15 protein-coding genes are annotated in these 18,094 nt (G+C 35.4%); 1 reads left to right on the top strand and 14 read right to left on the bottom strand.

Translation table 11 applies throughout. The features are described from left to right. Window positions 1-6: 6 nt before the first annotated feature. From phoU to G6O70_RS05690, 11 genes are all read right to left on the bottom strand, one after another. On the bottom strand, window positions 7-678 hold the full coding sequence (gene phoU, locus G6O70_RS05740; protein WP_057869629.1) for a phosphate signaling complex protein PhoU: 672 nt from the start codon (window positions 676-678) through the stop codon (window positions 7-9). Between the two features lie 180 nt (window positions 679-858). Beyond that, entirely contained in the window at window positions 859-2,268 is a 1,410-nt protein-coding gene (pnpS, locus tag G6O70_RS05735) for a two-component system histidine kinase PnpS (protein ID WP_233419151.1), read from the bottom strand. Continuing rightward, window positions 2,255-2,986: a response regulator transcription factor gene (locus G6O70_RS05730; RefSeq protein ID WP_057869627.1), complete on the bottom strand. Its 732-nt coding sequence runs from the start codon at window positions 2,984-2,986 to the stop codon at window positions 2,255-2,257. The genes pnpS and G6O70_RS05730 overlap by 14 nt, the downstream gene beginning before the upstream one ends. A gap of 18 nt (window positions 2,987-3,004) precedes the next feature. Next, window positions 3,005-4,153 carry a PDZ domain-containing protein gene (locus G6O70_RS05725; RefSeq protein ID WP_057869626.1) on the bottom strand — a complete coding sequence of 383 codons (1,149 nt, stop codon included), beginning with the start codon at window positions 4,151-4,153 and terminating at the stop codon, window positions 3,005-3,007. A 183-nt stretch (window positions 4,154-4,336) separates the two neighbouring features. After that, window positions 4,337-5,224, bottom strand: a complete 888-nt coding sequence (gene ftsX, locus G6O70_RS05720) for a permease-like cell division protein FtsX (protein WP_057869625.1) — start codon at window positions 5,222-5,224, stop codon at window positions 4,337-4,339. After that, entirely contained in the window at window positions 5,214-5,903 is a 690-nt protein-coding gene (gene ftsE, locus G6O70_RS05715; protein ID WP_057869624.1) for a cell division ATP-binding protein FtsE, read from the bottom strand. The genes ftsX and ftsE overlap by 11 nt, the downstream gene beginning before the upstream one ends. 97 nt (window positions 5,904-6,000) lie before the next feature. After that, a protein-coding gene (prfB, locus tag G6O70_RS05710; RefSeq protein WP_157047958.1) for a peptide chain release factor 2 occupies window positions 6,001-7,117 on the bottom strand; the annotation gives its coding sequence in 2 pieces (ribosomal slippage) (window positions 6,001-7,044 and window positions 7,046-7,117; 1,116 coding nt in all). Window positions 7,118-7,210: 93 nt separating this feature from the next. Next, entirely contained in the window at window positions 7,211-9,574 is a 2,364-nt protein-coding gene (gene secA, locus G6O70_RS05705; RefSeq protein WP_057869623.1) for a preprotein translocase subunit SecA, read from the bottom strand. A gap of 171 nt (window positions 9,575-9,745) precedes the next feature. Further along, window positions 9,746-10,288 (bottom strand): ribosome hibernation-promoting factor, HPF/YfiA family, encoded by a 543-nt coding sequence (hpf, locus tag G6O70_RS05700; RefSeq protein ID WP_057869622.1) that lies wholly within the window; start codon window positions 10,286-10,288, stop codon window positions 9,746-9,748. 114 nt (window positions 10,289-10,402) lie between these two features. Further along, window positions 10,403-11,086 carry a ComF family protein gene (locus G6O70_RS05695; RefSeq protein WP_258236159.1) on the bottom strand — a complete coding sequence of 228 codons (684 nt, stop codon included), beginning with the start codon at window positions 11,084-11,086 and terminating at the stop codon, window positions 10,403-10,405. Window positions 11,087-11,094: 8 nt separating this feature from the next. Further along, window positions 11,095-12,426 (bottom strand): ATP-dependent helicase ComFA, encoded by a 1,332-nt coding sequence (locus G6O70_RS05690; protein ID WP_057869620.1) that lies wholly within the window; start codon window positions 12,424-12,426, stop codon window positions 11,095-11,097. Between the two features lie 38 nt (window positions 12,427-12,464). Between G6O70_RS05690 and G6O70_RS05685 the strand changes: the two genes are divergently transcribed. Beyond that, complete coding sequence (locus tag G6O70_RS05685; RefSeq protein WP_157047957.1) at window positions 12,465-13,106, top strand: YigZ family protein; 642 nt, start codon at window positions 12,465-12,467, stop codon at window positions 13,104-13,106. 62 nt (window positions 13,107-13,168) lie between these two features. On the opposite strand, the gene G6O70_RS05680 is transcribed toward G6O70_RS05685, so the two are convergent. The 3 genes from G6O70_RS05680 to groL all read right to left on the bottom strand — a co-directional run bounded on the left by G6O70_RS05680 (window position 13,169) and on the right by groL (window position 18,075). Continuing rightward, entirely contained in the window at window positions 13,169-14,272 is a 1,104-nt protein-coding gene (locus G6O70_RS05680; protein WP_057869619.1) for a glycosyltransferase family 4 protein, read from the bottom strand. A gap of 123 nt (window positions 14,273-14,395) precedes the next feature. Continuing rightward, window positions 14,396-16,225: an APC family permease gene (locus G6O70_RS05675; protein WP_057869618.1), complete on the bottom strand. Its 1,830-nt coding sequence runs from the start codon at window positions 16,223-16,225 to the stop codon at window positions 14,396-14,398. Window positions 16,226-16,452: 227 nt separating this feature from the next. Further along, window positions 16,453-18,075, bottom strand: coding sequence for a chaperonin GroEL (gene groL / locus G6O70_RS05670; RefSeq protein ID WP_057869617.1), 1,623 nt, complete (start codon window positions 18,073-18,075; stop codon window positions 16,453-16,455). Between the last annotated feature and the right edge of the window lie 19 nt (window positions 18,076-18,094).

Raw genomic sequence — 18,094 nt, 5'->3', positions numbered from 1 at the left:
TAAATTTTAATATTGTCTAGCATTTGGATTTAATTCAACTATCTCTCCTTTTTTGAGAAAAATAATCCATTCGCAAACATTTGTCACGTAATCACCAATTCGTTCCAAGTAAGTAGCAACCGAAGTATAGTAGGACCCACTAACAACTAACTCCGAATCCCCTTGCATTATCGTAACACATCTCTTCCTGATTTTCCTAAGCTCTTCATCCAAAAATAAATCATCTCTTGCAATTTTTAGGGCTCTCTCTACACTTTTTTTCATATACGCATCTAGCACGCTCTGAAACATTTGGCATACATACTCACTCATTTTTGCAGTCTCTACCTCTATTTCAGCAATTCTTTGGCTGCCCTTCATACTCACGGTAGCCTGGCTGATACTCACAGCATGATCGCCAATCCGCTCTATATCAGAACTTGCCTTTAATATAGTAATCACATCCCTCAAGTCTTCAGTTACAGGTTGATATAATGCAATTAGCTCAAGTGTCATTTTTTCTAAATCATTCTCACAATTATTTATTACAAGATCTTTTTTAATCACAGATTCTGCAAGTTCTCTATCATGATTCACAAAAGCCTTGGTTGAACGAAGTACTGCTTCATTGACCATCATGCCCAATTCTGCAAATCTGACATGCAATCTCTTTAACTCATCATTAAAGGTTTTACGCATACCGCCCCTCCTTTCCTTGATAATTCTTATCAGAGAAAATATTCTAATTATTATTAGGTTAGATTCTATACTTTTATCAAAACATACGCAATCCTTACCAATAATTTATTCTACAAAAAAAGGCTGCGACAAAAAAATAATTTTGTGACAGTCTCTGGATTAATGACAGCCTTAATCACCCTATAGAATTTTTTTCTGTGCATTTAATCCTATCGGAAACTTTACCGTAAATTTTGAACCAACACCAACTTGGCTCTCTAACGAAATTTCTCCGTTCATTGCTGCAACATATTCCTTAACAACAGATAGTCCTAATCCAGTTCCTCCATTATCACGCGAACGCGAAGTATCAATCCGGTAAAAGCGTTCAAAAATCCGCTCTTGCTTGTCTTGTGAAATTCCATAGCCGTTATCTCTAACGCTAATACTCCAACTAGTCTCAGTAAGAGTTCCACTAACCCAGACTTTCCCTTGAAAGTTATTATATTTAATAGCATTCTGAATCAGATTATCAATAACATGTCTCAACTTATTTTGATCCATGCTAACCACAGCTGTCTCAGTAATTTCTAAAAAAACCTTAATTTTCTTTTTCTCCAATTGTGGTTTAAATGTTTTTAAAAGTTCGGTTAGATACTCTCTTAAATTTATTTCTTTCAAATTCAATTCTGTATTAGCATCAATCCTTGCCAAAGACAAAATATCCTCAACTAAATCTGTTAATTTTAGGCTTTCCTTATGAATGATTGCTAAAAACTCAGCCAAAGCTTTCTTATCTTCCATTGCACCTTGTAACAGTGTCTCACTGAAACCAGTAATTGCCGTAATCGGTGTCTTTAACTCATGACTGACATTACTTACAAAGTCCAACTGCATTCTTTCAATTTCCTTTAGCTCAGTAATATCATATAACAATACCATCACCAACAAACGATGCTTGCTGACAGGAACATAAACTACATGAGCGTCAACAATTTTGCCAGTCAAGTCAAGTCTAATTTCGCTATGTTGATCTTCTTGTGAAGAAAATGCAGCCTCAATCATGCGGCTTAAATCATATGTTCTAATTTCATTGATATAAATTTGGCCCTGCAGATTCATCTCACGACCCATCAGATCACTCATTGCATGATTACTCATATAAATTTTTCTATCTTGATCAAGAATCATCACACCAATCGTGAGGTACTCAATTAAGGAAAAGTACCCTCTTTGCTGGATCGTAAAATCTTTAGTAAAATCATGCTGTCGATTCTCAAGTCTATTAATTGTTCTTGAAATTCCATATAATGGATCATTGGGCTCAAGTAAAATATGACCAGGCTTTTTACCTTCAGTAATATCATTTAGCTTCTGCGAGAGTAAATCTAGTTCTTGCTTTCCACGTCTATACCTAATATATCTAAAACCAACCTCAGTTCCTGCCAATAAAGCTGCAGAAATAATAATTAAGACACCTTCACCAGCACCTAGAATTTCTTTTAAACTTGTTCCATTCTCTGTTGTGAGAAGAGATAACAATATATATATAACTGCAACTATTGTTATAAAATCAATAATAAATGCTCTAGCTACCTTAATCGCTTTCACCTTCAAATCGATATCCGAATCCTCTGACAGTTTCTATATAACATGGATTTTTTGAATCACGCTCAATTTTTTCTCTCAAATGACTAACATGCATATCTACCATCCTAGTTTGACCAACGTAATCAAATCCCCAAACACCATTTAAAAGTTTGTCGCGACTTAACACACGGTGCTTTCTTTTAATAAAATATGCAAGCAACTCAAATTCCTTAGGTGTTAATTTAACTTTTTCTCCATTCTTCGTGACCGAATAATTTACCAAATCGACTGAAAAATCTGGAAAATGATAAACCTCTTCTATCTCATTTTCGTTTTCTGGAGTATTCTTTGCAATTGGATTATTGGTTGAAACCTCATCTGTTCTTCTAACAATAGCTTTTATACGCGCTATTACCTCTCTTGGCGAAAATGGCTTAGTTAGATAGTCATCAGCTCCAAGTTCAAGCCCAATGACCTTGTCATATTCTTCGCCTTTTGCCGTTAAAATCATAATAGGTGTTTTCACTTTTTCTTGTCTCAGTCTCTTTGTGATTTCTAAGCCATCCATCTTTGGCAACATCAAATCCAGCAAAATAAAATCGAATTCGAAATTACGGCCTTTGTCAAAACCAGTTTGTCCGTCAAGTGCAGTATCAACCTCATAACCAGCTTGCTCTAGATTATATTTCAATAGTGTCACTATGGACATTTCATCATCAACTACAAGTATTTTTTTCACTACATTTCCTCCAAATAATTAACGAAACAATACTACCCCTATTTCATGAGGGGAATCTGCAAAAATTGCACTTTCAGCCAATTTCAACTGACCTTCATAGGTTCTTATTTTTAATTTACAATAAGCTGAGTTTTTTTGCAAAGCCTCATAGAACTCTGACTCTGTAGTAACATGAATCCCATTACACATAATTATCACGTCACCTATTTCTAGGTTCATCTTCGCAGCAGGCGTTTCAGGCCGAACTGCAACCACTCTAATTCCATCATGTGTCTCAGCATACCATTTTCCTTTTCGCTTCATCTTTGCATACCTTTGTACAAAGCGCAAGCCAACTAACAAAAGTAATATGATAAATACAAAGATGCCAGTGATTGGAAACCATAACCCTAATATGGTACCAATTATAGTAATAACCAGCTTCTGTTGTGTATCTGCCTTGGCTTTTTGTAACTCCATTTCGACCGAATTACGCCACAGTTTTAGGGTCCAAGAAATCCATAATGGCAAAACAAATAAGGTAAACGACTGTCCTCCGAGACTAAGAATCGGCCAAACAGGAATAAGACTGTGTATAAGATTTCCTGGTACAAGGACAATTAATGGCAAAACAGTTTGGTCCCTCAAAGAATATCTTATCAGTCTCCTACCACGTTTTCCATTATATATTTTAGGCTGAAAAAAATCTTGTTTATAACTCTTTAACATGAATAACTTGTTCAAATAAAAAACTGTCAAAATTAAAAAAATGATACCGGGTTTAATTTCAGCAAAAGACTGTAAGCTCGCTGGAATAACCATCTTTTCATCAAATAATGACAAACTAGCAATTCCTATAGTGCCTCCAGTAAAAACTAATAACAAGATAGAATTCAAGTCTACGTAGAACGATAAAATAATTCCAACAGCCATAATCCCCATATAAACAAAGATCCATTGTTTTGTCAGTTCTACTCCTAACAACATGGTAATAATTGAATTCAAGAAACCAAATTTAAGTGCATTTTTAATATAGTAGCGGCCCTCAAAAAAATCATTATTTATCGCCGTTCTAAAATATTTTCGCTCATTTTTTATTCTTCTTAAATAGCTAAAAAAAAGTACCAGTAAACCACATAAAACAACTGGATTTATAATAAGCAGCACTAAAAAAAGCAAAAACTCCATCTTAATCATCCTCCCAAGCTACTTAATATCCACAGCTTATAGTATAGCAATATATTTTAATTAGTACAAAAAGAGGATGGTCAAAAGTTTAATTTTGACTCACCCTCTCTATTTATTTCGTATAAACGTGTTCCGTAAGTCAAAGTTCCTTATTAACCCTGAATTTTCTTCAAAGTTATTCACTTAAATTCTAAGGAAACGTCTCATTGAAATTCCAGAACCAATTGCACCAATTACAATACCAATTACAATTAACAAAGTATCAATTTGGAATAAGAAGACACCTGGGGTTAATAAACTATATCCGGTACTAGCAAGTGATGACGAAATAATTCCATAAAGCCATACATACCCAAAATCAACAATAATTATTGGAATAATTGCACCAATTAATCCAGTCCAAGCACCTTCAAGAATAAATGGCCACCTGATAAAGCCATTTGTTGCCCCTACTAAGCGCATAATTGCAATTTCATTTTTCCGTGAAAGAATTGTAATCCTAATCGTGTTGGAAATTAAGAAGACAGCAACAAAAAGCAATAACAAACTTATAGCAATTCCCCATTTTTGAACATTATCAACGATATTAAATAATTTTTTTGCGGAAGCTCCACCATATTTTGCATCATAGACATGCTTCATTTTTTTTGCTTCTTTTGCAATCTTGACTGTTTGCTCTGGTTTCTTCGCACTTACAACAAAAACATCATTTAAGGGATTGTCATCGCCACCAAAAAGTTTAAACTCTTTTCCGTAACTGCCAATTACGTTTTTAAGTTCTCGTTCTTTACTAGAAAATTTAATTTTGCTAACAGAATCGAGACTTGATAATTTTTGCTTGAGCTTTGTTTCTTGTTCCTTAGTTGTACCTCGGTTAATTAGAACTCTAACTTGAACATCATTTTCAATATCAGAAGCAACCTTATTGACGTTCATCAAGATTGAAAGCAAAATACCAACCAAAAGAAGGGTTACTGTAACCGCACTAAGAGCAGCAACAGACATCCAACCATTACGTTTTAAGCTCTTTAAACTTTCAACCACATGTCTTTTAAACGTACTAATCTTCATCTTGGAAAAATCCTCCTTCGGTCTGATCACGAACAATTTTTCCACCTTCTATTTCCAACACACGGTGCTTGTATTGATCGACAATTTGACTATTATGAGTAGCCATTACCACAGTTGTTCCTTCACCATTAATGCGCTCAAGGATTTCCATTATTCCAGCTGCAGTATCTGGATCTAGATTACCAGTAGGTTCATCAGCAATTACAACTTCAGGTTTATTAGCAATAGCACGTGCGATAGAAATTCTTTGCTGTTCACCACCAGAAAGCTCATTTGGAAATGCGTTTACTTTATCTTTTAGCCCAACCAAATCCAACACATAATTTACCCGTGCTGTAACTGTTTCTGAATCTTTTTCAATAACTTGCAGTGCATAAGCAATATTTTCAAAGATTGTAAGTTTCGGTAGTAACTTAAAATCCTGGAAAACAATCCCTAATTCACGCCTTAAAAACGGGATTTCACTATTTTTAATCTTTTGCAATTCATAATCATTAACTTTGATCTCACCAGAGGTTGGACGTTCTTCTCGATACATCATCTTGATAAATGTCGACTTTCCAGCTCCACTAGGACCAATTACATATACAAATTCACCTTGTCGAATCTTAACGTTGAAATCATTTGCCGCTAAGACATCGTTTGGATATTTTTTAAACACATGTTTAAATTCAATCAAAAGGATTTTCCTCCTCGTATTTTGATACACCCCAAATATTATATCATTAATACAAAAGGCAATATTTCAATAACGTTACATTTTAATTTCAATTAGTTTATTGTGGATTCTTCAGCTGCAATTCATACTGTAAAAATGCATTTATAAATCCATCTAAGTCTCCATCCATCACACTCTGTGCATTTCCTGTTTCAAAATTTGTCCTATGATCTTTTACCAAAGAATAAGGATGGAAAACATAGGACCTGATCTGTGAGCCCCAGCCTATCTCAAGTTGTTCTCCTTGAATTTCAGCTTTTTTCTTTTCCTGTTCCTCTAGTTTTAATTGATATAATTTAGATTTCAACATGCTCTCAGCAGTTGCCCGGTTTTGAAATTGCGAGCGTTGCGCTTGACTAGAGACTACAATTCCCGTAGGAATGTGAATTAAGCGCACTGCCGAAGAAGTTTTGTTAATGTGCTGTCCACCCGCTCCACTGGCACGAAATACTTCCATCTTGATATCTTCTGGTCTGAGTTCAACTTCAACATCATCCCCAAGTTCAGGCATCACATTAATTGATGCAAAAGAAGTATGACGCCTTCCAGCCGCGTCAAAAGGTGAAATTCTCACCAATCTGTGAACCCCTTTTTCACTACGTAAATACCCATAGGCATTTGTTCCTTTAATCATTAATGAGACACTTTTGATTCCTGCCTCATCTCCAGCTTGATAATCTAAAACCTCAACTGAAAAATTGTGTTGTTGTGCCCATCGATCATACATACGCAGCAGCATCGAACCCCAATCCTGTGATTCAGTTCCACCTGCCCCTGGATGTATTTCTAAGATTGCATTGCTCTTATCATACTTACCACTCAATAAAAGTGTTAACTGGTAACTATTCATTTTTTTCTGTGCAACTTCAATTTTTTCATCCAGTTCAGTAATTATCTCTTTATCCGGTTCAATTTGAGCTAATTCTAGAAGAACCTCAAGTTCGGAAAGATCATCAGCCAATTCTTTAAAATTATCATGCTTAACCTTTAACTCATTTGTTTCTTCAATTAGTTTTTGGGCCTTATTTTGATTATTCCAGAAATTCGGATTAGCCATTTGCGCCTCATTCTCCGAGATACTGATATCCAATGCATCTAAGTCAAAGAGACCCCCTAAAGTCTGCGACTTGTTCATTCATTTTTTCAATAATACGCTTATAATCACTTATTTCCATCCGTATACTCCTTTTTATTTATTAAACAAAGAGTCTCAACATATTTCAGCAAAACCGAAGATGTTAAGACTCCTAAAAACACACTCTAAATTATTAACGCTTAATATCCTGCCTGATTTCAGCCTTTAAGAATAAGCGAGTAACATCATATTCAATGTCCCCTATCATTTGTTCAAACATTCTGAAACCATCAGTTTGATATTCAACTAGTGGGTTCAACTGACCATAACCGCGTAGCCCAATAGATTGACGTAATTGATCCATTTCATCAATATGATTTGTCCATTTCGAATCAACTACCCGCAAAACAACTACTTTCTCAAATTCCAGCATTTGCGAAGCATCATACAGTTGTTTTTCCTTCATTGAATAATTAGCATTAGCACAATCCATTAAATAATTTACAATCTCTTCAGGCTTTTTACCCTGCAAATCTTTAATTGTAATACTTTCTTCATTAACCATTGCACCAATTGCAAAATCAAGAATTGCCTGTAAATTCCAATCTTTTTGTTCACCTTGCGTATGCATCTGTACAAAATGTTCAACAGTACGCTTAATCATCGCCAAAATAATCGGTTTAATTGACTTTTCTTCCATAATGACTTGTTGTCTTTGTGCGTAAATAACTTCACGTTGTTCTCGCATTACATCATCGTATTGTAATACCTGTTTACGTGTATCATAGTTATTACCTTCTACACGTTTTTGTGCGGATTCAACTTGGCGTGAAATCATTTTACTTTGAATAACAGCATTCTCGTCCGCAACTTTGAAACGTTCAAGAATTGCCTTTACACGTTCAGAACCAAAACGTAACATCAAGTCATCTTCTAATGAAAGATAGAATTGCGTTAAGCCTGGATCTCCTTGACGCCCAGAACGACCACGCAACTGATTATCAATACGACGAGATTCATGGCGCTCAGTCCCAATAACTGCCAATCCACCAACTTCTCGAACACCAGGTCCTAATTTGATATCAGTTCCACGACCAGCCATATTAGTAGCAATTGTCACTGCACCTTGCTGACCTGCATTCATGATAATTTCAGCTTCCTTGGCATGATTTTTAGCATTCAAAACTGCATGTACAATTCCTGCTCTATCCAGAAGTTCTGATAACAACTCAGAAGTTTCAACTGCGACAGTCCCGACAAGAATTGGCTGTCCTTTCTCATGGCGTTCTTTAATATCATCAATAACGGCTGTAAACTTACTCTTTAGTGTTGGATACAATAAATCCGGACGATCCTCACGTAAAACTGGCTTATTTGTAGGAATGGAAATAACTTCCATATTATATATTTCACGAAATTCCTCTTGTTCAGTCTTAGCAGTACCAGTCATACCTGCAATCTTTTTGTACATTCTAAAGAAATTCTGGTAAGTAATATTAGCCATTGTTTTAGTTTCTTGTTGAATTTCAACATGTTCCTTAGCTTCAATTGCTTGATGAAGACCATCTGAATAGCGACGACCTTCCATAATACGCCCAGTAAATTGGTCAACAATTAGGACTTCACCATCAGAAACAACATAATCTTTATCGCGCAACATAATAAAGTTTGCACGCAAAGCATTGTCTAAATGATGTGTTAATGCAGTATTATCTGGATCGTATAAGTTTTCAAGACCAAAATACTTTTCGGCCTTTTTAATACCTTCTTCATTCAACGAAACAGTCTTTGATTCGAGATCAATCTTGAAGTCCGCCTCTTCGGTTAATGTCTTAGCAAAGCGATCAGTTCTAGTGTATAAAGTTGTTGATTTTTCAGCCTGACCTGAAATAATCAAAGGCGTTCTAGCCTCATCAATCAAAATCGAATCAACTTCATCAACTATTACAAAGTTAAGTGGCCTTTGAACCATATCTTCACGATAAACAACCATATTATCACGAAGATAATCAAAACCTAATTCACTATTAGTGGAATATGTAATATCACACTTATAGGCATTACGCTTTTCATCTGGTGATAAATTTGAGATGTTCAAACCAACCGAAAGGCCAAGCCAAGAATACAATTCGCCCATCTCTTTTGCATCACGAGCCGAAAGATATTCGTTAACAGTTACAACATGAACACCTTTCCCCGCAAGCGCATTTAAATAAACCGGCATAGTAGCTGTTAAAGTTTTACCTTCACCAGTTTTCATTTCAGCAATGTTACCTTCATGTAAAACCACTCCACCAAAGATTTGAACTCTAAATGGATACAAACCCAGAACCCTTTTTGCACCTTCACGAACAACTGCAAAGGCTTCTGGCAGTAAATCATCTAATGATGTTCCTGCCGCAAATTTAGCCTTTAATTCTGGTGTCTTTGCTTGTAATTCTTCATCGCTTAAGGCTGCCATGTCGTCAGCATATGCTTCAACTTTATCAGCAATTTTTCCCAAGCGTTTTAATTCTCTATTATCACTCTCAACCCATTTTCTTAGGACATTTGCCATGTCATATTTCCTTTCCAAAAAACTCCATATAAAAATTTATTCTGTTATTAAAAAACAGTATATCACTCAGTATTTTATCATCAATTACACTAATTTGAAACAATTACAGTAGATTTTAAATTCTCATAAAAAACGAGCCCGTCTCTAAAAGAGAAAAGCCCGTCTTTTTAATTAACCTTCTGTAGACTCAATCAATCCATATCTACCATCTTTTCTGCGGTAAACAATGTTAACTCCATCTGTCTCTGCATCTTCATAGATAAAGAAATCATGACCCAGCATATTCATCTGAAGAACTGCTTCTTCACTATCCATTGGTTTTAATGAGAAATGTTTGGATCGAACAATATCAAATTCTTTCTCATTTTCTTCACTGTTATTCTTATCTTGAACAGTTTCAAAACCCTTTTCGCGTGATTTACGATTAATTTTAGTTTTATGTTTGCGAATTTGACGTTCTAGCTTATCTGTCACTAAGTCGACACTGGCATACATGTCAGGTGACGTCTCCTCAGCTCTTAACACAAGGTATGGTAAAGGAATTGTAACCTCAACCTTGGCTGTCTTATCGGAATAAACCTTTAAGTTAACATGAGCTGTCGAGTTAGAAGTATCTTCAAAATACTTTTCTAATTTAGTCAACTTCTTTTGAACATAACTTCTGATCGACTCTGTGACTTCGATATTTTCACCACGAATATTGTACTTAAGCATAACAAACCTCTCCTTTCACAACTCAGTAACATTACTTATTAAGTAACTTAACAAGTAAATATATACTATCTATATTATAAAAGAAAACGTTATAATTAACAAATATTATTACTACTATCTTGCAAGCGTCATTGATTTTATTTCTTTTGCCCCTGCACTCCTAATTATTTCTGCTGCATAGTATAATGTTCGTCCGGTTGTATAGATATCGTCAAGTAGCAAAATTTTTCTTCCTTCAATGATTTCTTCACTGCCTTTGTTCAATATAAATGGTTGACTTCTCTTCATACGCTCTTGCCTGTTCAATTTTGATTGTTGCTTTTTTTCTTCATTTTTAACGGCGAGTAACTTCGCGAACTCCAAGCCTGAAAACAACCCTTCAACTTGGTTGAACATCCTAGTCTGATAACTTTGTGCAGAAAGGGGTATTGGCACGTACAGCCAGTCTTTACCTTTACTATATTCTTTTTTTACAAATGCTTTCAATTCATCATTGAAGACATTAGCAAAATAGAAGTCTCCCATAAACTTAAATCTTTCAAAATATTCCTTCATCACTCCGTTATATTCATAGAGTGCAACATTTTCTAATAACTGACCATATGCTTTCTTCCATTTTATGCAATCATTACAAATCTCCTCTACATTCATTTTTCTGCCACACCCAAGACAAGTCGGAGCATCACTTAATTTAGTAAAATTACTTTGACAATCATTACAAAGATATTTCTTCTTCGTTCGCTGGAAAGAAAGCACCCATGAAAGATCAAAGTATTCACTAATCTTACCTTGACACATTAAGCAGCTCATTCTGTCATTCTTTCTTTCTTCAAATTAAGTGCTATGATCTGTTTTTTTGCATTAACAATGTTCCTGTTCTTTTGACTGCACAAAAATACTACATTTCCATCAGGTTTCTGCGCACTTCTTCCCACTCTTCCAGCAATTTGAATAAGAGAAGCACTAGTGAACAATTCATCATCTGCACCTAATACCAAAACATTCAAACTAGGAAAAGTCACACCGCGTTCAAGAATAGTCGTAGTTACTAAATATTGGAAGACCCCGTTTCTCATTTTTTGAACTTTTTCAATTCGCTTTTTATCAGCAGAAAAAACAGTTTCTCCTTTACATCTGTCACCAACAAATTTACTAATTGCTAGATATACATCATTTAAAGAATCAATTCGAGATACAAAAATAAGAAAAGGTTCCTCATTATTAATCCATTTATTTATCGTTTTCTTGAGACTGTTACAAATCTTCCCTTTTTTTAACTTCTTTTCCCAATCCGTTTTTATGATTATCCTTGGAACAGGCAACTCGTATCCGTGATATCTAGCAGGAAGGTATCCCACAGCTAATTTTTTTCTACGAACCTTCCTCATCAAAGACCTAGTTGGCGTCGCCGTTAACATAATTAACGAACTTATCGGCTTTCTAGCTGAATTGACTGCATTCAACAACATCACATCATCTTTAAATGGGAAAGCATCCACTTCATCAACAATTAGCATATCAAATGCATCTCTAAATCGTAATAATTGATGCGTGGTACAAATTACCAATTGAGTATATTTGTATTTTTCAGTCTGATAACCGTGCAAAAGAATGATTGTAATGTTTTTAAATGCTTCTTTTAGTCTTGGATACAATTCATTACAAACGTCAACTCGTGGCGAGGCAATACAAACTCTTTTATTTTTCTTAAAGGCGTCCGCTAAACCCGCAAACAAAATTTCAGTTTTTCCAGCCCCAGTTACTGCCCATAATAAATAATTTTGATTATTTTGTTGAACCTGAACTATTTTTTTCGAACAGCTTAATTGATTTTGTGTTAATTTTCCCTTCCACGTCAATGGATTTGAGATATTAAAAAAATAATTAGGTTCCTTTATCGTGTATAATACATGTTGGGTTGTAAGGCGACCAAGTAATATGCAGGCAGGACAATAATATCGCTGATTTGGTAACAATGCTCGTTGTTTTGTAGATTTTTGTTTACATCTATTACAGATTATCAAGTTTTTTTGAACTTCAAGTGCGTCTTTTTTTATTAATGTCATTCCTTCTTCAACCACGACCTGTTCTGCTTTACTGAGTGCCACCCATCTCCCAAAAAATTCTTTTGCTTGCATGATTTCACCACCTCACATGCAATAAATACGCTAAGGAGTTGATTAACATCGAAAGTTATCTAACTATTGCGAAAGAAAATTCTGCCGAATTGACAGTCAAAAAATCGACTTTTGTCTGCAATGTTGCACGAACAACTACTGAACAAGATGCACAAATATTTATTGAAAAAATTAAAGGTCTTCACCCCAAAGCAAGGCACCATTGCTTTGCTTATCTAATTGGCAGCAAAAATGATATTCAACGTCAAAGTGACAATGGTGAACCTTCAGGAACAGCTGGTGTTCCTATTTTAGATGTGCTTCTCAAAAAAAATGTGCGCAATACAACTGCCGTAGTAACAAGATACTTTGGTGGAATAAAACTTGGAACCGGCGGATTAATCCGGGCATATGGTCAAGTAACAACCTTGGCTTTGAATAATGCAATTGTTTTAATAAAACCACAAAACGTTACTAAAATAACAATCGACTATGCTCAACTTGGACGGCTCCAAAATTTTGCAGCAGAAAATCAACTAGTCATTGAATCAATTACTTATCAGGAAAATATTCAACTTTATCTTTTAACCAATCTCACTGAAACGTCCGCAAATTTAGCAAAAATAAGGGATTTATTAAATGGAAAAGGAATCTTTAAGCCAAGTGGTACAAAATACATTGAAATACCGCAAGACAAATAAAAGAGGAATCTCAGACAAAATTTTTGCCAAGATTCCTCTTTTTGTGAAGCGTTAATTATTAACTATTTTTTGTTTTTAGATGAAAACTTGTGATCCTTTATCTTCAACACTTTTCCTATCCAATTCAATACAGGTCTTCTCTCCGGCCCAACCAAACCAATTGACTCTACAAACAACTCAAGTCCAAACAAGGTTGCGACAGTCAACAAGATAGAACCCCCTAAGTTAGAAATCGGATAAAGTAGGGAAATCATTGAAAATATAAGTGCTATCCCATATATTACAAGAACTGTTTGAGTATGAGACAGGCCCATCTCCATTAATCTATGATGCAAATGATGCTTATCAGCCTGTGCTATTGGCTTCTTGTTCAAGAAACGTCGCAATATTGCAAAAACAGTATCCGTAATCGGAACACCAAGTATTATCACTGGAATGATTATCGAAATAAACGTCGCATTTTTGAGCCCATAAAGGGAAAAAGTCGAAATCATGAAACCAATGAAAAGAGCACCTGTATCTCCAAGATAAATTTTAGCAGGATGAAAATTATATGGTAAGAAGCCTAACAAAGCCGCTACCAACATAAAAATCCAAACAGAAACGTATGTACTTGTAACTGTTAAGAAGAAGAATCCTGTAATTCCTGTCGTAAACAATGCAATTACTGATACCCCAGTGGCAAGGCCATCTAATCCGTCAATCAAGTTGACCGCATTAGTAATAGCTAAAATCCATATTAAAGTTACAGGCAGACTTAAAATTCCTAAGTTAAGTGTACCTAAGAACGGAAGTGTTAAGGTTGTCATCCTGATATTTGCAAAAAAATAAATTATTAACCCCGCAATTGTTATCCCCAATATTTTCTGTTTAGGTTTAAGTTCAAAAATATCATCAATTACACCCGTCAAGACGATTACACACTCAGCCGCTAAGAGTGGCCAAAATTGATTGTTTGGATATTCTTTCCTTAAAAAGAAAATATTTGTTATATTAAAGGCCAAAAAAATTGCAAGGCCCCCCATTGTCGGCATTGGTGTTTTGTTGACACGCCTAGCATTCGGATTATCAACCGCGCCTATTTTGAAAGCCAATTTTCTAATAATTGGTGTCAAAACAAACGAAAATGCCAGTGTTGCCAAAAAAGACGTAACAACTATATACATACGCCGTCCTCTTTCTTTTTCTTTAATAAATTAAAGAAGAGCTTAATTATCTACTATGTTATAATAACCAGTCTTGGTTATTATAACATAAACTCTAATAGGTTTTGTAGGGGCACATAATGCCTATTTTTTCAAATGATAACTATATGTGGACACAATAATGTTCTCACGCGAATTCAAAACTGCACGTAACCTTAAACTTGTCTGATTGTGTAAAATATTTTGCCATGGTTTACGTGGAACAAACTGTGGCACTAGTACTGTCATTGAATAATTTTTTTCTGCTGAGTTTTTAGCGATAACATCACAAAAGCGTAAAACAGGGGTTGCTACTGAACGATATGAAGAATGCAAATCAACAAAACGTACATCTGGAAATGATTCCTTAAATTCTTTCGCAGTTTCATGTTCTTTTTTAGGGTTCTCATCAAAAGAGACATGCATTGCAATTACATAATCTCCAATTGATCGTGCATAATTAATCGCCCCAGTTGTTACATGTGTTACCGAACTTACAAGAACAATTACCGTTGAACCATTATAATCATGAAGTGATGCTTCCTCACTTAAGCGTAGTTGAGAAGCAACCATGATATAGTGATTGTGAATTTTTTGAAATGCAAATAGCAGTACCGGCATAATTACTAAGTATGGCCATACGTTTTGAAAATGTAATAAGAATAAAAATACTACCAGTAAAAAGGAAATAATTGCTCCTAGTAAGTTCACAAGTGAATTTAAAATCCAATTTTTCCCTTTCTCCCTGAACCAATGAATAATCATTCCAGATTGAGAAAGTGTGAATGGAACAAAAACACCAACTGCATATAAAGGAATCAATAAGTTAGTTTGCCCATGGAAAATCAAAATTAAGACAATTGCTCCAACAGCAAGTGAAATAATTCCGTTTGAATATGCTAAACGATCTCCTTTATCCATATACATATGTGGCATGAACTTATCCTTAGCCAAATTATAAGCCAAGATTGGAAATGCAGAAAAACCTGTATTAGCAGCGACTGCCAGTATCATGGCCGTTGAAAACTGTAACAAATAATAAAAGATTCCCTTACCGAAAACAGCCATTCCTATTTGGGACAAAACAGTTTCTTTATTATTAGGAAGTACACCTAGATAGTAGCTTAAGAATGTTACTCCAGTAAAAAACACACCCAAGATTAAAGCCATTAATGCCAGAGTATTTGCTGCATTTCTTCTTTTAGGCTTTTTAAAGTTTGGAACTGCATTACTAATAGCTTCCACACCAGTCAAAGAAGAAGATCCGGCTGAAAATGCTTTGAGAAACAGAATCAAGGTCATCCCTGGAACCGTCCCTCCAATTGGTGAAGCTGCATTATATTGAATATTATTTGTAACAATATTGAATATTCCCCATATAAGCATCGAAATTAAGATAGTAATAAACAAGTAAACAGGAAACGTTAGAAATGAGGCAGATTCCCGCATGCCACGTAAATTCAAGGTCATAATAAACAAAACAATAATAATTGAAATTGCAATACTATGTTCTCGTAAATATGGAATAGCAGATGTGATCGCCTCGGTCCCAGAAGTTACAGAAACCGCAACGGTCAACATATAATCAACCAATAAAGACCCGCCTGCAACTAGCCCCACAGGTGTTCCCCAGTTTTTTGTTGCAACAATATATGCTCCACCACCAGATGGGTAAGCATTAATAATTTGTCTATAAGACATCGTTATTGCAAATAATAGAACCAAAACAATGCCAGCAGCAGGTAGGGCGTACCACGTTGCTGCTGCTGATAAAACTATTAGAACTGCTGTAATTTGCTCAGTTCCATAAGCCACTGAAGATAAGGCATCGGATGACAACAGTGCTAACGCTTTGAACTTTGTCAGCTGCTGATTACCCTCATCCGTTGTTTTTAAAGGCTTTCCAATCAATAATCGTTTTAAATAGCGCCACATTTAATTTCCCCTCTTTGATGAATAAGATAATCAAATTCTATGAAATAGCATTTTTTTACTGTCTGCTAATTCCCTATTAAAACAATTTATCACACTTTACATTCAGTTGCACCTTAAAATTAAATTCCACTTCTGTAAAGTTCTAATAATTACTAAAATTTGCTATAAAAAAACGAAGACAACTTGATCATTGCCCTCGTTCTGTAATTCTATAATCTAGAACTTTATTACATCATTCCGCCCATACCTGGTGCTGGAGCTGGAGCAGCAGGTGCTTCAGGAGCTGGTACCTCAGCAACAACTGCTTCCGTTGTCAACAACAATGCAGATACACTTGCTGCATTTTGTAATGCAGAACGTGTTACCTTAGTTGGATCGACAATCCCAGCTTCTACCATATCAACCCATTCGTCTGTAGCAGCGTTGTAACCAATTCCTGTTTCTTGTGACTTTAACTTCTCAACAATTACTGAGCCTTCAAGTCCTGCATTAGCAGCAATCTGACGAACTGGTTCTTCCAAAGCACGTTTAACAATATTGATACCTGTTTGAACGTCACCAGTTTCTTCTAATTTAGCAACTTTACCAATTACATTAACTAATGCTGTACCACCACCAGAAACAAATCCTTCTTCAACAGCAGCTCTTGTAGCATTCAATGCATCTTCAATACGGTACTTGCGTTCCTTTAATTCTGTTTCAGTTGCAGCCCCTACTTTAATCACAGCTACGCCACCAGCCAACTTAGCTAGACGTTCTTGTAATTTTTCACGATCAAAGTCAGAAGTTGTTTCAGCAATTTGTTTCTTGATTGTGTTTACGCGTTCTGCAATTTCTGCTTTGTTACCAGCGCCTTCAACAACAGTAGTCTTTTCCTTCGTAACAGTAATCTTGCTTGCAGAACCAAGTTGATCAACTGTCGTATCCTTCAATTGCAACCCTAAATCTTCTGTAATAACTGTTGCACCAGTTAAAGTAGCAATATCTTGTAACATTTCTTTACGACGATCGCCAAATCCTGGAGCTTTGACAGCAACAACGTTGAATGTTCCACGAATCTTGTTCAAAACAAGTGTAGGTAATGCTTCACCATCAACATCATCAGCAATGATTAACAAAGGACGACCTTGTTCTACAATTGATTGTAAGAGATTAAGAACTTCTTGGATGTTTGAAATCTTCTTATCAGTAATCAAGACATATGGATTATCTAAATCTGCTTCCATCTTATCATTATCAGTTACCATATATTGTGAAAGATATCCACGATCAAATTGCATTCCTTCTACAACATCCAGTGAAGTATCAATTCCCTTTGATTCTTCAATTGTAATAACACCATCATTTCCAACCTTTTCCATGGCATCTGCAATTAACTTACCAATCTCTTCACTAGCTGAAGAAATTGCAGCAACTTGAGCAATATCGCTCTTTGATTCTACTTTGTGTGACATTTCATGCAATTCATCAACTGCAGCCTTTGTTGCTAATTCAATCCCACGACGAATTCCAACTGGGTTTGCACCGGCAGTTACATTTTTCATTCCTTCTGTAACAATTGCTTGTGTCAATACTGTAGCTGTTGTAGTCCCATCACCTGCAATATCATTTGTTTTTGAAGCAACTTCTGCAACAAGTTTTGCTCCCATATTTTCAAAATGATCTTCAAGTTCGATTGCCTTTGCAATAGTTACACCATCATTTGTAATTGTTGGTGAGCCATAAGATTGTTCTAAAACAACATTTCTTCCTTTTGGTCCAATTGTTGATTTAACTGTATCTGCTAACTTGTCAACACCTGCAAGCATTTTTGAACGAGCATCTTCTGAAAATTTAATTTCTTTTGCCATCAATAATTCACCTCATAGT

The organism is Liquorilactobacillus hordei DSM 19519 (assembly GCF_019443985.1).
In the GTDB taxonomy this organism is placed as follows: domain Bacteria; phylum Bacillota; class Bacilli; order Lactobacillales; family Lactobacillaceae; genus Liquorilactobacillus; species Liquorilactobacillus hordei.
The sequence above is the reverse complement of the archived record's forward strand: the minus strand, read 5'-3'. Positions and strand labels throughout refer to the sequence as shown.

Coding starts and splice junctions, on each gene's coding strand:
- hpf (WP_057869622.1), bottom strand. CDS start 10,288: ATGCTTAAGTACAATATTCGTGGTGAAAATATCGAAGTCACAGAGTCG.
- groL (WP_057869617.1), bottom strand. CDS start 18,075: ATGGCAAAAGAAATTAAATTTTCAGAAGATGCTCGTTCAAAAATGCTT.
- G6O70_RS05675 (WP_057869618.1), bottom strand. CDS start 16,225: ATGTGGCGCTATTTAAAACGATTATTGATTGGAAAGCCTTTAAAAACA.
- secA (WP_057869623.1), bottom strand. CDS start 9,574: ATGGCAAATGTCCTAAGAAAATGGGTTGAGAGTGATAATAGAGAATTA.
- G6O70_RS05725 (WP_057869626.1), bottom strand. CDS start 4,153: ATGGAGTTTTTGCTTTTTTTAGTGCTGCTTATTATAAATCCAGTTGTT.
- phoU (WP_057869629.1), bottom strand. CDS start 678: ATGCGTAAAACCTTTAATGATGAGTTAAAGAGATTGCATGTCAGATTT.
- G6O70_RS05680 (WP_057869619.1), bottom strand. CDS start 14,272: ATGTATATAGTTGTTACGTCTTTTTTGGCAACACTGGCATTTTCGTTT.
- G6O70_RS05695 (WP_258236159.1), bottom strand. CDS start 11,086: ATGTGTCAAGGTAAGATTAGTGAATACTTTGATCTTTCATGGGTGCTT.
- G6O70_RS05690 (WP_057869620.1), bottom strand. CDS start 12,426: ATGCAAGCAAAAGAATTTTTTGGGAGATGGGTGGCACTCAGTAAAGCA.
- ftsX (WP_057869625.1), bottom strand. CDS start 5,224: ATGAAGATTAGTACGTTTAAAAGACATGTGGTTGAAAGTTTAAAGAGC.